Below are 14,308 nucleotides of genomic sequence, written 5' to 3'. Positions count from 1 at the left end.
GAGATGAACTGTATGTGTAAAGTGAAAACAAAATTCACCGTCACTCTTTTCTTCCTTGTCATGTTGTTTGTTTTTATCACCCCATTACGCTCAAACGCTAATATGAGAATAAACATAGCCACAGCCACTACCGGTGGCAGCTATTATCCAGGCGGAATAGCTCTTGCTCAATTATGGTCTGAAAAAGACGTGGCTAACGCATCCGCATCTACTAGCTCAGGATCAGTAGAAAATGTATCATTACTTATGGGCAATGAAGCTAACGTCGTTGCTTGTCAAAGTAACATACTTCAATATGCTTATGAAGGCATTGAAACTTATCAAGGTAAACCCCACCCCCAGTTAAGGATTCTCTCTCCTAATTTTTCTCAGCCATATCAATTTGTTGTAAAAAAAAGCTCAAACCTTGAAAGTATTTCTGGGTGGAAAGGCAAAAGAATTGTTGTCGGTCGAGTAGGAAGTGGAACATTCGTTACACATGAAAGAATTTTCAAGGTATTTGGAATAAATATCTCTGATATAAAAGCAAACAACATCGGACAAAGCGAAGGTATAGATGCAATACGAAACGGCCTTGCAGATGCTGCTATATGCATAGGGATAGTACCTCTAGCCCCTATATCAGACGCTCTAGCAGCTCCTGGTTCTGATGTCACAATTTACTCTTTAAATGAGAAAGAAATTCAATCTATACTGGAACAAAATGTTTGGATGTCCCCTATGACTATCCCCGCTGGATCTTATAAAGGGCTAGATCACGACGTTGAAACAATAGGACATGTTGGTTTTTGGATTGTTCGTGATGATTTCCCAGAGGATGTAGCTTACAACCTTGTGAAAGCGATGCACGAAAACGCAGATTGGCTTAAAACAGCGTATTCCGGATATGATAATCCTTCTTTTCTACAACCTGCAACCGTCATTAATCGTATGCCTGTGCCTGTCCATCCGGGAGCCCTTAGATATTACAAGGAAGTTGGGCTTTTAAAATAACGCTCTCTTTAATATCATCTTCCACATACCGCTGGTATGTGGAAGATGATATGTTAAAAACATCTCAGCTAGTCACTAATCTTCCATACAAGAGGATGGGGGCATTTTACATGATTAAGAATGCTGGAAACAATTTAAGCATTATACGGAAACATCCGCTTGAGTTAATTGAAAAAAAAGTAATTGAATGGTCTTGTATTGCATTCGCTGCTTTCGGAATCCTAACAAATAGTTGGTGGATGCTTTCGTCTATTGAAAAAAGCGGAGTTTTTCTTGCTTTTACTCTTTTTATAATTTTTCTTTCAAAACCTTTAAAATTTAAACAGAAAAACCTGCACTACCTTGACTGGTTTCTTGCAATATTAGGGATTATAGTGGGTTTTTATACTACTTTTACTGCGAAGCAATTTGCTATAAATATGCTTGCTGCAGAAACTCGTGATTATATAATGGCTGGGATAGCTTTTTTTCTTGTCTTAGAAGCTGCGCGAAGAACTTTAGGTATCTGGATGGTCGTTATCCCCTCTTTTTTTGCTCTTTATGCTCTTTTGGGACACCTTATTCCTGGCCCTTTAGGTCATTATGGTTTTACTTTAAAAAGATTCCTTTTACGAATGTACCTTGTTGATGAAGGTATATATGGAATTACTACACAAATAGCCTCAAGCTACATTTTTCTTTTTATCCTTTTTGGTTCTCTACTAGCAGAAAGCGGCGTTGGGGAATTTTTTACGGATCTTGCAAATAAAATCGCAGGAGCTTCAGCGGGAGGCCCCGCAAAAGTTGCAACTATTTCAAGCGGACTAATGGGAACAATAAGCGGGAGTGCAGCAGCAAATGTAGCAACTACAGGAGCTTTTACTATTCCGATGATGAAAAAAATTGGTTTTAACCCAGAGTTTGCCGGCGCAGTGGAAGCAGTAGCCTCTACTGGGGGGATGGTTATGCCCCCTATTATGGGAGCAGCAGCATTTATTATGGCCCAATATCTTGGAACATCATATAACACTATCATGATAGCAGCGTTGGTTCCTGCAATTCTTTATTATGTCTCTGTTTTTTCTTGGGTTCATTTTTATGCAAGAAAACATAACATATATGGGTTAAAAAGAAGCGAAATACCTCCTATTGAAAATTTCACTCGTAAACTTACACTGTTATTACCATTAGGAGTTATAATTTGGGCTCTTTTTTCCGGATATACCCCTATCTATGCCGCCTTTTATGGGATGATTGCCACTGTCATTGCAGCTATTATCCAAAAAAAGAAGTTTACTTTAGCCAACCTTACTAATGGTCTGAGGGATGGAGCTTTTTCTTCTATAAACGCTATCATCGCATGTATTGCCGCAGGAATCATTGTTGGAGTTTCTGCCATGACAGGAATAGGACAAGTAATCACTTATAATATAGTCGGTTTAGCAGGAAACAATTTGTTCTTTGCATTACTACTTACTGCCTGCGCATCCCTTATATTAAGTATGGGTTTGCCCGCTACTGCTTGCTATATTGTCGTTGGAACGATAGTAGCTCCTGCCCTAGTAAAAATGGGAGCAATTCCTCTTGCTGCTCATATGTTTGTTTTTTATTTTTCTTGTCTTTCTAACATAACTCCCCCGGTAGCTATTGCATGCTATACAGCCGCTGGAATCGCCAACGCAAAACCATTTGGCGTAGCATGGAAATCGGTTTTAATAGCAGCTCCTGGATTTCTAATTCCCTTCTTATTTACATATAACCCTGTTTTACTTTGCGCAAAAGGTTGTATCTCATTCTTCTTTCTTTTGTCTGTATTTACAGCTTTAATTGGAGTGGTTTTTATGGCAATCGCTGGTACTGGGTACTTTATAAAAACTATCTCGCCAATTCCTAGACTTTTATTTTTCGCTGGCTCTATTCTTTTAATATTCCCTGGTCTACAAACAGATATTATCGGTTTCATTGTAATTGTAGTAGCAAGCTTACCTCAAATACGAGTTCATACAAAAAGCAGGTCTCTTAAGGATTAACGAGGATACCAAAAGAGGTGAATTAAATATGTTTGGTTGGAGAGCAAGGTTAGGTTTAATGATACCAACAAATAACACTGTAATAGAACCTGAGTTAGCCCTACTAACCCCTTCAGGAGTCGCACTCTACACCACTAGAATGATTTCTAGCCGATCTGGTTACGCCAGTGTGAGTGGCTTGCAACATATTGTTTCAAATGTAGAAAGAGCAACAGAAGAGCTTTCAATCACCGGAGTAAACGCTTTTTTATACGGTTGTTTGTCAACAAGTTTTGTACATCCTGATTGGGAAGCAAGTTATGCTAGCCATATTAGAAAAAGGAGTAAATCACCTGCCATAACTGCCATGAGTGCCACTATTAGCGCTATTCGTAGTTTTAATACAGATGATATAGCTCTTCTCTGCTCTTATGAAAGTGAAATGTTAAGGTTAGGGTTGAATCGCTTTGCAGCTGATAAAATTAACGTAGTGTCTGTTCACAGCTTAGGCATCTCTAACTTTTCCACACTATCAAACATTACGAATATAGATATATATCGTTCGGCACGGTCTATGGATCTTAAGGAGGCAAAGATGCTTTGCATTTTAGCTACAGATATCCCTTCAGTAAAGATAATTAACACATTAGAAAAAGATCTTGGAATTCCTGTTATTAGTACAAATCAATCTCTTTTATGGAATGTCTTAAATGAACTTAAAATAAACGTAAATAATAAAGATTTTGGATCCTTGTTTGACCGAAAAATAATCTAGTTTCTATTCTCAAACTCACTTGCGATTATGTTAATAAAAAACAGGAGAAAAAAATGAATAATAAATACAATGATATTCGTTTTAAGTTTTTACATATTCTTGGAGAAACAGTAGTAAATTCTCTAAAAAAAAGAGGGTTTCTCGCCACTTATGTTAACCAAAAAGAGGAAGCCCTACGACTAATATGTGATTTAATACAAGATGGATCATCTGTTGGAATTCCTGGAAGCGTGACTATACGAGAAATTGGGGCAATAGCTGCTTTAAAAGAGAAGGGATGTACCATTTATGAACACTGGAACATGCCTTTGACTATTGAAGAGAAAAATAAGATTTTTATAAGAGAGAACAGCGCCGATTATTTTTTGACAAGCTCAAACGCCGTAACACGAAACGGAATTCTTGTTAACGTTGATGGGGTTGGCAACAGAATAAGTGGAATGTCATGGGGAATAGGTGAACTTATTTATGTAATAAGTATGAACAAGGTAGCTGATAATCTAGAAGCAGCTTTTAGTTTAATTCGTAATCGTTCTTGTGTTTTAAGTGCACTTCGCCGTGGCGTAGACTCTCCTTGTGCACAGGTTGGCTATTGCGTAAACTGTATGACTTCACAAAAAGTATGCAAGGCTTTTCTCATACAAGAAGCCCCTCCTACAGGAAGGAAAGCCAATGTAATTCTTGTTGGCCAAACTTTAGGTTGTTAGTAGAAACAATAAAGTAAAAAAGATTTTAATTTGTTTAATATATACTTTTAATAAACTAGGAGGCGGTTTAATGCAAAAGAAGGTTTATTTTATTCCTGTCATAGATGTAAGTTGGAATGCATTTGGCCCATTGAATCCACGTAAAAACTATAGCCATGAATCTCCGCCTCTTAATTTATGTGTAAAAGAATTAGAGGTTATGTTGGATCTGATGGTAAAGCTTTACAATGGAAATTTCGCTGTAGCAATTCATACAGGAACCTACTGTCGTGATTCTTTTACAGAAGAACCTTTCTTATCTATTTGGCACCAAGTGGAAAGAATAGGTGGTGAACTCTTAATCCACACGCATGAAGAAATCGCCGCCAAAGGAACACTTAATAGTAACGAACAACATATGAAAAAGGTTATTTATAGGCAATTTGATAGACTTAAATCTGCAAACCTGCACCCAGTGGGATATCGCGGAGGACTTTATGGATTTGCTCCTTTTCTGACTTCATATCTTGAAGAGCTCGGACTTAATGTTGACTTGACCCCAGCACCAGGCTTTCAAAATAAAGAACGGAATGCGAGTTGGAGCAATTGTCCTTTCTCTGCTTTCTATCTTGGAAAAGGAGATGATCTTGTATCTCCTAAAAATGAAATAGAGACAAGCTCTGTACTTTCTATCCCTTTAGGTGCAAGCGGTAGCGGAACGGATAACACTGACTATCTTTATATAGATTATGACCTCTCCACATTAAAATCTATCCTCTCGATATGGAACGCTATTTTAGACCGCGCACAAAAAAAGAATACGCCGCAATTTGTGCATACACTTTTTCATACCAACTCCATGAGCAACAGGGAAATGTTAGAACGTTATCGCTATTTCACAGAAACTGCACTCGTTCACGGTAAGGCTTTAACGCCAACAAAACTCGTTAAAAGGTTTTCTAAAAAAGGATAGGAGTGAAATAATGTTTGGATGGAGGGCTAGATTAGGGTTGTTGGTTCCGTGTATTAACACAGTGTTGGAGCCGGAATTTCGTCATATTTTGCCAATAGGTATTGATTTTTTCACTACGAGAATGCTAATGAAAGGTAGTTCTAAACTTGAGAAACTTTCTTCCATGGAAAGTAGCCTTGATTTATGTTTAGAATCTCTTATAGATATAACCGATATTTTCCTTTACGCTTGTACAAGTGGTAGTTTTATTAAAGGTCTAACTTGGGATAATGAGCTACAACATCGTATATATATGAAAACTAAAAAGAAAGCTGTCACTGCGATGCAATCCTTAGTATATGCATTACATGTTTTTTCTGCTAAAAATATAGTAGTAGCTACTCCTTACATTCCAGAAGTTAACGAGAAGCAACGATCTTTTTTTCAAGAATGCGGGTTTAATGTCCTCAAAATAGAAGGAATGAACATAATCGAACATGGCGGTTCTGGATATATAGAATCTGAATCCATATATGATTTTGCCAAGCAAGTTTTGACTGGGACAAGCCCAGATGTTTTAGTGCTAAGTTGCACTAATTTTAGAACATTAAATATAATTGAAAAACTTGAGACTGATCTAAATATTCCCGTAATAAGCTCTAATCAAGCTCTTTTATGGAATGCATTGCGCTCTCTTAATATAACTGAGATGATTTTAGGTCACGGAAGTTTGTTGAAGGGTATTAAATAAATTATCTCTTGTTAAATGATCTGATCAAAGTCAATAATATTGAGAGAGACCGTTTATACCATTGCAGCGCTACAGGTCTTGAATACTCATATAGAGATCTTTTTAAAGTCAGCGAACGGGTTCTTAATTTAGAAAGGCTCTTTAACATCCGAGAAGGTTTCACCAGGAAAGATGACTATCTCCCCGAAAGATTCAGCAAAGAACCTGCAATGAATGGCCCAGGAAAAGGACAGGTAGTGGATCAAGGTCGTCTTCTAAATCTTATCTACACTGCTAAAGGCTGGGATGAACAAGGGATACCAACGAAAGGAAAACTGGAAGAACTAGGGTTAACTCAAATCGCATCAAAAATGTTCAACTAATAAGATTATTAAAGAGAGAAAGAACTGCTATTAACGAGGCGCCCTATTGTTTTCCATAACTGCCAAACTTGCGCAGAACATTATCCATCTCTTCCTTGGAAAGGATGACCGGTTCACCAATACTTTTTGTTCGATAGTAAATTTCTGAAACAAGTTCAATCTCTTCTGCTGTTGAAAAGGCTCTTGAAAGAGACGAACCTACAGTTACCAGCCCATGGTTGGCAAGAAGAACGGCATTATAGCTACCGATAGCCTCCGCCACATTTTGAGCAAGTTCGGTAGTCCCATAAGTGGCGTAGGGTGCCAATGGAACTTTTTTGCCAGAATATCCGATGAGGTAATGAACTGGTGGGAGCTCCCATCTCAGGCACGCAATAGTTGTAGCAAACACGGAATGGGTGTGAACAACGGCTGATATATCATCTCTTTTATGGTACAAAGCAAGATGCATCCCCGCCTCACTGGAAGGTTTTGTCGTCCCTTCCACAATTTCCCCATCAAGGTTTATTATCACGATATCATCTGCCTTCATCTCAAAATAATCCACGCCTGTGGGGGTCATGGCCACTTCTCCCCTGGCCCTGTTACAAATACTAATGTTCCCCCCTGTGCCAGTTGTCAGTCTGGAAGTAATCATTTTCTGACAATATGCCACTATCGCTTCCCGCTCTTCTTGAAGTTTCATCGTAATACCCCGTTTCTCACTTAAAACACCGCATACGATGAATCCAGCGAATCTGCAACAAACATATAACCAGGCGCGTGGGTTATGGCAAAGGGAGGCTTGCTCACCATAAGCGCTGCCTGAGGGGTCACTCCACATGCCCAAAATACTGGAACTTCGTTATCATATATAGGAACAGCATCCCCAAACTCTGGAGAATGAATGTCTTTAATACCAATAGCCGCTGGATTGCCTATATGAACTGGCGCCCCATGCACAGCAGGGAATCGACCTGTTGACAGCACAGCCTTGGGAACCTGTGTATATGGAATTGGGCGCATACTCACCACCATTGGGCCTGACAAACGCCCAGCTGATTTACACTGAATATTTGTAACATACATCGGCACATTCGAACCTATCTCAATGTGCCGAACAGGAATGCCTGCACCAAGCAGTGCACTTTCAAACGTAAAAGAGCAACCTAGAAGAAACCCCACGAGGTCGTCTCTCCAGTATTTTATTATGTCTGTTGGCTCATCAACACATAGGCCATCGATCCAAACTTTATACTTAGGGATATCTGTTCTGATATCGGCACCTGGAGCGATCATCTTTGGTTCCGGATCCCCTGGCTCTGTCACATCAAGTACTGGGCAAGGTTTTGGATTACGCTGAGCAAAAACGAGAAAGTCATAGGCCCAGTCTTTCGGTAAAATAACGAGGTTAGCCTGAACATGTCCCTTGGCCATACCAGGAGTTGGCAGGTTATATTTCCCCTGTCGAATCAGCTCGCGAACCTCCTGTGGAGTGCAGCTGCAAAAATCTGCCCCTTTCATATCCCAAGAACCTCCTTGATATTTTGAATCGAAATGCCCTCTTGAACAAGAATCTCCCAAATAGCAGCAGCCATGGCCACTGCCCCTTGAGTGTCTCCATGAAGACATATAGAATGAGGCCTTAGGGGAACAAGTGTTCCATCAATAGCCTCCACAACACCTTCTTTAACCATCCGGACAACCCGGCTTGCTGCCAGTTCAATATCATGAATAACCGCCCCTGGCTGCTTCCGTGGAACAAGAGTGCCATCTGACTGGTAGGCCCTGTCTGCAAAGGCTTCGACAGCGAAGGGGATTTCTGCTTCACTGGCTGCTTTTTCAAAACAAGTGCCAGCTAGACCGAGAAGTATTAGCCCTTCCCCTCCGTCCCGAACAGCACGGGCTACGGCTTCAGCCAGGGCTGGATTCTTAGCTAACTGATTGTACATGGCGCCATGAGGCTTAACATGCTGAAGAGGTATTCCATAGACCTTGCATGCAGCTTGTATTGCCCCTATCTGATAAAGACAATAGGCATACACTTCATCTGGAGAACAAGCCATTTCTCTCCGTCCAAATCCCATAAGATCCGGATAACCTGGATGAGCTCCCACTGCAACGCCTTTTACTACAGCCTCCTGGACTGTCTTTAACATCACTTGAGGATCACCAGCATGGAATCCGCATGCAATATTAGCGGAAGTGATGCTTTTCATAACATCTTCATCATGCCCCAGAACATACACACCAAAGCTTTCTCCCAAATCGCTGTTTAAGTCTACAGAGAACATGGAATCATCCCTTCTCTCAAAAATTAGTAATCAAGACTCTCCCAACTCACTGTATGAGTTTCTCCATCCACTGAAAGCTCCCACGTCCCAGACGTCATTAATATTTCTGTTTCGCACTCAGACATCGGGGGAACAATCCGTGTAATCCATGCAGCAACAGACTGTCTAAGTTTTATTATTTGATCAGATTCTTGTTTTGCTAAAGAAACAGCTTCTTCAAAAGACACCTGCTGAAAGCGGATTTCCTGGCCTGGAAGATATTGAGCAATTTCAGCAATGTCAGGCGAACAGAGAACAGCGATTTTCGTATATCCACCAGTTGTTTGACGATCTGCCAGCATCACTATAGGCTGGCCATCACCTGGAACTTGGACTGCACCAAGAGGGATGGCATCTGAAATAATATCTGCCCCCCCAGAATGTTCAATAACTGCCCCTTTCAGACGATATCCCATACGATCAGCGGATTCGGTAATTTTATAGGGTTCTGAGAAAAACGTCTCTATCCCCTTAGGTGAAAAAGCATCATCTTGAGGACCGAGTACTACTCGTAATGGCCGACCTGTCCTCCGCTCAGGCAATACTGCTACAGGACACTGAAAATCTACAAAACGGCGCCAAAGGATATGAGGCTCGCCAGTAATAAAAATATCACCTTTTACGAGTGCCCGTCCGTCTACTCCTCCGATTTGTGCCCTAAGATATGTAGAACGGCTTCCCATAACGACAGGAACATCTACACCCCCTGAAAAAACCAGATATGCACGGCAACCATTACCTTTCATTCCGCTGAAAGAAAGGGTGTCCCCTTCGCCAACTTTCAAAACATTATTACAGGGATAGGATATTCCGTTAATGGAAAAACCCAGGTCGGCTCCTGTTGCCACAACAGCACCTTCTCCTTCAATTACCGTCAATGTCGGACCAAGAACTGTCACTTCGAGACAAGCTGCTCCTTCTTCGTTCCCCACCATAACATTACCGCTTTTCAAAGCAAAAAGGTCCATTGCTCCCGCAACAGGCATCCCCTTGCCCTGAAATCCCCACCTGCCCATATCCTGTACTGTGGTAAGCATTCCCGGCTGTGCAACTTTTATCTTCATGCCGGGACCTCTCCTTTATCAAACATTTCGAGAGTATATTCTCCATGGGAAACCTGTTCTTCTATAAGGGCATATTCGTTAGGGGAAATTGGTCGAAATCGTATCCATAGCCCCCCATCAGTTAATGTGGGCGGTTCTCGTGTAGCATCAAACATTCGTAAGGGCGTTCGTCCGATAAGTTGCCATCCACCAGGACTATCTATTGGATAAATCCCCGTCTGTCTTCCAGCTATTCCCACACTTCCCGCAGGGATTTTTTCTCGAGGCTCTACAAGGCGAGGAGTGGAGATAGATTCATCCATCCCGCCGAGATATGAAAATCCAGGAGTAAACCCAAGCATATAACAGTAATAATCCACAGAAGAATGTCTTTTAATCACTTCTTCCTCTGATAACCCTGAATGATGAATAACATTTTGAAGGTCCGGCCCAAACTCGAAACTATAACAAACAGGAATGATGACACCTCTTCCCTTTTCTCCTATAAAATCTGATTCGGCCTCACTAGCTAGACGATTTATAAGAGGAAAGAACCGTAAAAAATCAATGGCAAGAGGGTCGAAATATACTGCAAGAGAACAGTATGTGGGAACAAGTTCACGCAACCCTGAAACTTTTTTACTTTCTAGAGTACGTCGTAAAGCCTGAACCCTTCCATTCACATCTAAAGATATAGCATCGCCATACTCTATAACCACGCAGCTATCTCCAGCACATCGTATTTTCGGCCATTGTTTTTCTATCAAAACCAAGCCCACCTCCAAAGATGGCAGCTCCTAAAACTTTTAGCACGACATTTCTTTGAATTCTACCTTAAGCACAAGCAGAAGGTGATAGTATCCTTTACGCTTGCAGCTTTCTATGGCTTCTTCAACTTCCTCAAGAGCTGTACGTCGAATTAAAGTGTGGAAAGCCATTATGTCATGGCCCTGTAGAACTTGCTCAAACTCCAGCCACGCATTAAGCAACTCTCCATGATGTTCTATAAGAGAGAGAAGGGATTTAGTTTTAAAAAGAATCTGTGAAAGACTTTCTTCCCGATGTTCCCTCACAGCCAGAGGTTCTGCAGACATTAACGATTCTTCTACAGGAATAACCAGGCGATAAAGAGCCTGGTAGACCCCTTCTCCCTCGATCCCCACACTAAAGGGCGGAGTCTGAACATGGAGGTGTCCAAAATACCACTGGCGAAAATGAAGACGGGGAACAAGGGTATCAAAGTAAAGAGCTACTGGATCTCGTGGAACATGGCAGGGATTAAGGGTAATGCCAATATATTTTGCACGAAGCAACTCTAACAAAACGGAAAAAGGAGCCATGTGGGTAAACACATAATCCACTTTCCATCTCACCTGCTCTAAAGATTGCCAGCCCCTAACCATTTCTTCTTCAGATGGAATTTCGCGCTCCCACCACGAGATTCCTGGGCGACGGAAACACCTATCGATGCTTAACGCTCCACCAAATGTGAAGCAAGCATAATTTTCTATAGTATAAACATACCCTCTCTTTAGGTGAAATATTTTATCTGTAATCACACCTACGGGGTTGCCGAAATGTTTTTCTGTAGGAAGGTCATCTAGTCGTGTAAAATTTTCGTGGTTACCGTCTATAAAAAGTGTCGTCCACGGCATAGAGGAAAGCCATTGAAGCCACTCCAGCTCTTTTTGTGTAGGTTCAGGAGCGAAGAGCAGGCCAAAGTCACCCATAATGAGCAAAAAGTCATGCTCACTCAAATTTTTGCCCACAGCATAATAAAAAGGCAGCAACTCATCCATTTCTACGGTTCCGTGTTTATCGCCGGTAACGTAAAGGGCCATAAGCTCCTCCTTTTGGGGCAAATTTGCTACTTATGATTATGGATGAAAATCACGGCAAATGCCAGTGTCATGTTATTAAAATAACAAACTTCCTTCTGATATCCCTCCGTGTAAAAATCCTTTCCGAACCGCTCAATTTAATATTATCAACCTTCCATTCGAGATAATCATAAAAATAGGGACTGCCCCAATGGGACAGTCCCTATTATCTGCCTAGAATTAAAGTAAATTCTTACAGAGGTTTAACGTTGGCAGCCTGAGGTCCTTTCTGACCAGACTCGATATCAAAAGAGACTTTCTGCCCCTCGTCGAGAGTCTTAAAACCATCAACCTGAATCGCGCTAAAATGAACGAAATAATCTTTTCCGTCCTCACCAGTGATAAACCCATAGCCCTTTGTGCCGTTAAACCATTTTACTGTTCCTTGTGTCAAGATGTTGCCTCCTAAATTGTTTTTGCTGCTTCTTTTCTGCAGCTTGGTTAGCATACAGACTTTTAGCAACTTTGTCAAGAAAATTTTTTGAATTTGTGTAGATGGACCTGAGTTTCGTTCCGCCTCTTTGGGTTTACTCATCTTAATATCAGGGTTTTCTGTATTGTATTGCAAATTATGCTGCGATATATTTATCTGCATGTAAGATGTTTCAATTCGGAAGGAGGCACGAAAATGGCAAAAGTAGCAAGAGAAATGGTTGAAAAAGCAGGAGTTGATGTGGAAAAACTCCTAAAATTGCTTGTGGCCAATGCAGCTGCAGAGCTGACAACTTTTTATTACTACACTATACTTCGATGCAATCTTATTGGCCTCGAAGGAGAAGGAATAAAGGAAATAGCGGAGACAGCACGAATTGAGGACAGAAACCACTTTGAAGCACTCGTTCCCAGAATTTACGAGTTAGGGGGCAAACTTCCTGACGATATGAAGGCCTTTCACGATATTTCTGCCTGTCCTCCCGCATCATTGCCTAAAGACCCTACAGACGTAAAAGCAATCTTGATGGTTCTCGTAAACGCTGAGCGATGCGCGGTCCGTGGATACACCGAGATATGCCACTTGACAGCAGGCAAGGATCATCGGACCTATGAGCTTGCCCTGGCCATTTTAAATGAGGAAATAGAACACGAATCGTGGTTCTCCGAATTTCTTGGAGAAGGTCCTTCTGGCCATTTCTTGAGAAGAGGTGAAACTTCTCCCTTTGTTTCCAAGTTCATGCGTTGAAGCGGCTGTTTAGGAATTAATTATCGCTGTCCGGTAACAACAATTGACACTATCGGCACATTATGTTAATCTCCTTGAAAATTTAAGTATTCAGGAAAGGAGGATCCTTACGTGTCTTCAAAAAACCATAGCATCAATGAAATTTCTCTTATCAATGTAACTACAACTACTACCATGACGACATGTGTCGACCCTCCTGGAGCAGTCGGCGTTTGATACGTCGTGTACTGAAACTTCAGCCGGGGGTCTTCGATTTTAGAAGGCTCCCGGCCTTTTTTATGTCATTATTCTAGAGAGAAAAGAGATGGTGAAATATGAAGATTTGGGGCCTATGCTTTATTGGTTTTGGTAACGTTGGTCAAGGTCTCGCTCGTATTTTGGTTCGAGAGGAAGAAAAGCTTTATCACAAGTGGGGATTCAAATTTAAAACTTTAGCTGTAGTAGGCCGGACAAAAGGTGCCTGTAAGAATCCCGAAGGTATCTCTCTGCAGGCTCTTCTTAACAGATTGGATCGTGGCGAATCCATAGGCACAGATCTTATCTCCCCCTTGGAAGCTGTTCGTCTTTCTGGCGTAGATATTGTTATTGACGTTACCCCCACAAACCTCACTACCGGTGAACCTGGGTTATCCATCACAAGAGCCGCATTGAATGAAGGAAAGCATGTCATTTCCAGCAACAAAGGTCCTGTTTCTCTGGCATTTCATGAACTTCAGAAATTAGCTTCTGACAAAAGATGTGAATACCGATTTGAGGGCACAGTCATGAGTGGAACTCCCGCCATCAATTTGGCATTGGAATCTATGGCAGGGTGTGAATTTTATGAAATTCAAGGTATAGTTAATGGTACAACGAACTATATTCTGACCAGGATGGAAGAAGGGCTTGAGTACGATGTTGCCCTTAAGGAGGCTCAAGATTTAGGATATGCGGAAACCAATCCCGAAGGGGACATGGACGGGTGGGACGCTGCAGTAAAAGCTCAGATCATTGCAAATGTTATTATGAGAAACACTATTCCTCTCTCTAAGGTAACTCGAAAGGGTATTGCTGGCTTGAGCCGTAAAAATATACAAGCAGCTAAATCTAAAGGGGCAAAAATTAAGCTTCTCGCTCATATTCAACGCACCTCGAATGGAATTTCAGCCTCAGTAGCTCCTGTTGAACTTCCGCTATCCCATCCTTTAGCAGGAGTGGACGGCGCCACCAACGCCATAACTTACACCACAAACAATATCAAAAATGTCACTATTATAGGCCCTGGAGCAGGAAGAGAAGAAACGGGGCAGGCTCTTCTGTCCGACATGCTCTCTATTGTTGCTCATGAACAAGTTCTCTTTTAGAGAAAAACACAGGCTTCATAGTAGAGGCAGTTATTATAAAGAT

At 41.3% G+C, this 14,308-nt stretch carries 16 protein-coding genes; 9 read left to right on the top strand and 7 right to left on the bottom strand.

The window, feature by feature from the left end; all coding sequences use genetic code 11:
- Window positions 1-12: 12 nt before the first annotated feature.
- The 7 genes from AMICO_RS02550 (at window position 13) to AMICO_RS02520 (ending at window position 6,507) form a co-directional block, all read left to right on the top strand.
- The gene (locus AMICO_RS02550; protein WP_013047911.1) at window positions 13-993 is read left to right on the top strand and encodes a TAXI family TRAP transporter solute-binding subunit; all 981 of its coding nucleotides are present in this window, start codon (window positions 13-15) and stop codon (window positions 991-993) included.
- A 110-nt stretch (window positions 994-1,103) separates the two neighbouring features.
- Window positions 1,104-3,002, top strand: coding sequence for a TRAP transporter permease (locus AMICO_RS02545; RefSeq protein ID WP_013047910.1), 1,899 nt, complete (start codon window positions 1,104-1,106; stop codon window positions 3,000-3,002).
- A 28-nt stretch (window positions 3,003-3,030) separates the two neighbouring features.
- Window positions 3,031-3,756 carry a maleate cis-trans isomerase family protein gene (locus AMICO_RS09815; protein WP_013047909.1) on the top strand — a complete coding sequence of 242 codons (726 nt, stop codon included), beginning with the start codon at window positions 3,031-3,033 and terminating at the stop codon, window positions 3,754-3,756.
- A gap of 53 nt (window positions 3,757-3,809) precedes the next feature.
- Window positions 3,810-4,463: a lactate utilization protein gene (locus tag AMICO_RS02535; RefSeq protein ID WP_013047908.1), complete on the top strand. Its 654-nt coding sequence runs from the start codon at window positions 3,810-3,812 to the stop codon at window positions 4,461-4,463.
- A 70-nt stretch (window positions 4,464-4,533) separates the two neighbouring features.
- Complete coding sequence (locus AMICO_RS02530) at window positions 4,534-5,415, top strand: polysaccharide deacetylase family protein (RefSeq protein WP_013047907.1); 882 nt, start codon at window positions 4,534-4,536, stop codon at window positions 5,413-5,415.
- 61 nt (window positions 5,416-5,476) lie between these two features.
- The gene (locus AMICO_RS02525) at window positions 5,477-6,145 is read left to right on the top strand and encodes a maleate cis-trans isomerase family protein (RefSeq protein WP_169302792.1); all 669 of its coding nucleotides are present in this window, start codon (window positions 5,477-5,479) and stop codon (window positions 6,143-6,145) included.
- 8 nt (window positions 6,146-6,153) lie between these two features.
- Window positions 6,154-6,507, top strand: coding sequence for an aldehyde ferredoxin oxidoreductase C-terminal domain-containing protein (locus tag AMICO_RS02520; RefSeq protein WP_041459314.1), 354 nt, complete (start codon window positions 6,154-6,156; stop codon window positions 6,505-6,507).
- A 43-nt stretch (window positions 6,508-6,550) separates the two neighbouring features.
- On the opposite strand, the gene AMICO_RS02515 is transcribed toward AMICO_RS02520, so the two are convergent.
- The 7 genes from AMICO_RS02515 to AMICO_RS02485 form a co-directional block, all read right to left on the bottom strand.
- Window positions 6,551-7,192, bottom strand: a complete 642-nt coding sequence (locus AMICO_RS02515) for an L-fuculose-phosphate aldolase (protein ID WP_013047905.1) — start codon at window positions 7,190-7,192, stop codon at window positions 6,551-6,553.
- Window positions 7,193-7,212: 20 nt separating this feature from the next.
- Window positions 7,213-8,010, bottom strand: a complete 798-nt coding sequence (locus AMICO_RS02510) for a putative hydro-lyase (RefSeq protein ID WP_013047904.1) — start codon at window positions 8,008-8,010, stop codon at window positions 7,213-7,215.
- Window positions 8,007-8,780, bottom strand: a complete 774-nt coding sequence (locus AMICO_RS02505; RefSeq protein WP_013047903.1) for a LamB/YcsF family protein — start codon at window positions 8,778-8,780, stop codon at window positions 8,007-8,009. The genes AMICO_RS02510 and AMICO_RS02505 overlap by 4 nt, the downstream gene beginning before the upstream one ends.
- A gap of 23 nt (window positions 8,781-8,803) precedes the next feature.
- Complete coding sequence (locus tag AMICO_RS02500) at window positions 8,804-9,883, bottom strand: 5-oxoprolinase subunit C family protein (RefSeq protein WP_013047902.1); 1,080 nt, start codon at window positions 9,881-9,883, stop codon at window positions 8,804-8,806.
- Window positions 9,880-10,647 carry a 5-oxoprolinase subunit PxpB gene (gene pxpB, locus AMICO_RS02495; protein WP_244392432.1) on the bottom strand — a complete coding sequence of 256 codons (768 nt, stop codon included), beginning with the start codon at window positions 10,645-10,647 and terminating at the stop codon, window positions 9,880-9,882. The genes AMICO_RS02500 and pxpB overlap by 4 nt, the downstream gene beginning before the upstream one ends.
- 21 nt (window positions 10,648-10,668) lie before the next feature.
- Entirely contained in the window at window positions 10,669-11,703 is a 1,035-nt protein-coding gene (locus AMICO_RS09810; RefSeq protein WP_013047900.1) for a metallophosphoesterase, read from the bottom strand.
- 232 nt (window positions 11,704-11,935) lie between these two features.
- Window positions 11,936-12,136: a cold-shock protein gene (locus AMICO_RS02485; RefSeq protein ID WP_013047899.1), complete on the bottom strand. Its 201-nt coding sequence runs from the start codon at window positions 12,134-12,136 to the stop codon at window positions 11,936-11,938.
- 234 nt (window positions 12,137-12,370) lie between these two features.
- Between AMICO_RS02485 and dps the strand changes: the two genes are divergently transcribed.
- Complete coding sequence (gene dps / locus AMICO_RS02480) at window positions 12,371-12,922, top strand: DNA protection during starvation protein (protein ID WP_013047898.1); 552 nt, start codon at window positions 12,371-12,373, stop codon at window positions 12,920-12,922.
- 314 nt (window positions 12,923-13,236) lie between these two features.
- A complete protein-coding gene (locus tag AMICO_RS02475) occupies window positions 13,237-14,265 on the top strand; it encodes a homoserine dehydrogenase (protein WP_013047896.1) in 1,029 nt (342 codons plus the stop codon).
- Window positions 14,266-14,308: the final 43 nt, after the last annotated feature.

Origin of the sequence: Aminobacterium colombiense DSM 12261 (genome assembly GCF_000025885.1) — a bacterium.
Classification (GTDB): Bacteria; Synergistota; Synergistia; order Synergistales; family Aminobacteriaceae; genus Aminobacterium; species Aminobacterium colombiense.
This window is presented reverse-complemented; position numbering and strand designations above follow the sequence as displayed.

Coding starts and splice junctions, on each gene's coding strand:
- AMICO_RS09810 (WP_013047900.1), bottom strand. CDS start 11,703: ATGGCCCTTTACGTTACCGGCGATAAACACGGAACCGTAGAAATGGAT.
- AMICO_RS02515 (WP_013047905.1), bottom strand. CDS start 7,192: ATGAAACTTCAAGAAGAGCGGGAAGCGATAGTGGCATATTGTCAGAAA.
- AMICO_RS02475 (WP_013047896.1), top strand. CDS start 13,237: ATGAAGATTTGGGGCCTATGCTTTATTGGTTTTGGTAACGTTGGTCAA.
- dps (WP_013047898.1), top strand. CDS start 12,371: ATGGCAAAAGTAGCAAGAGAAATGGTTGAAAAAGCAGGAGTTGATGTG.
- AMICO_RS09815 (WP_013047909.1), top strand. CDS start 3,031: ATGTTTGGTTGGAGAGCAAGGTTAGGTTTAATGATACCAACAAATAAC.
- AMICO_RS02510 (WP_013047904.1), bottom strand. CDS start 8,010: ATGAAAGGGGCAGATTTTTGCAGCTGCACTCCACAGGAGGTTCGCGAG.
- AMICO_RS02500 (WP_013047902.1), bottom strand. CDS start 9,883: ATGAAGATAAAAGTTGCACAGCCGGGAATGCTTACCACAGTACAGGAT.
- AMICO_RS02535 (WP_013047908.1), top strand. CDS start 3,810: ATGAATAATAAATACAATGATATTCGTTTTAAGTTTTTACATATTCTT.
- AMICO_RS02545 (WP_013047910.1), top strand. CDS start 1,104: ATGATTAAGAATGCTGGAAACAATTTAAGCATTATACGGAAACATCCG.
- AMICO_RS02550 (WP_013047911.1), top strand. CDS start 13: ATGTGTAAAGTGAAAACAAAATTCACCGTCACTCTTTTCTTCCTTGTC.
- AMICO_RS02505 (WP_013047903.1), bottom strand. CDS start 8,780: ATGTTCTCTGTAGACTTAAACAGCGATTTGGGAGAAAGCTTTGGTGTG.
- AMICO_RS02530 (WP_013047907.1), top strand. CDS start 4,534: ATGCAAAAGAAGGTTTATTTTATTCCTGTCATAGATGTAAGTTGGAAT.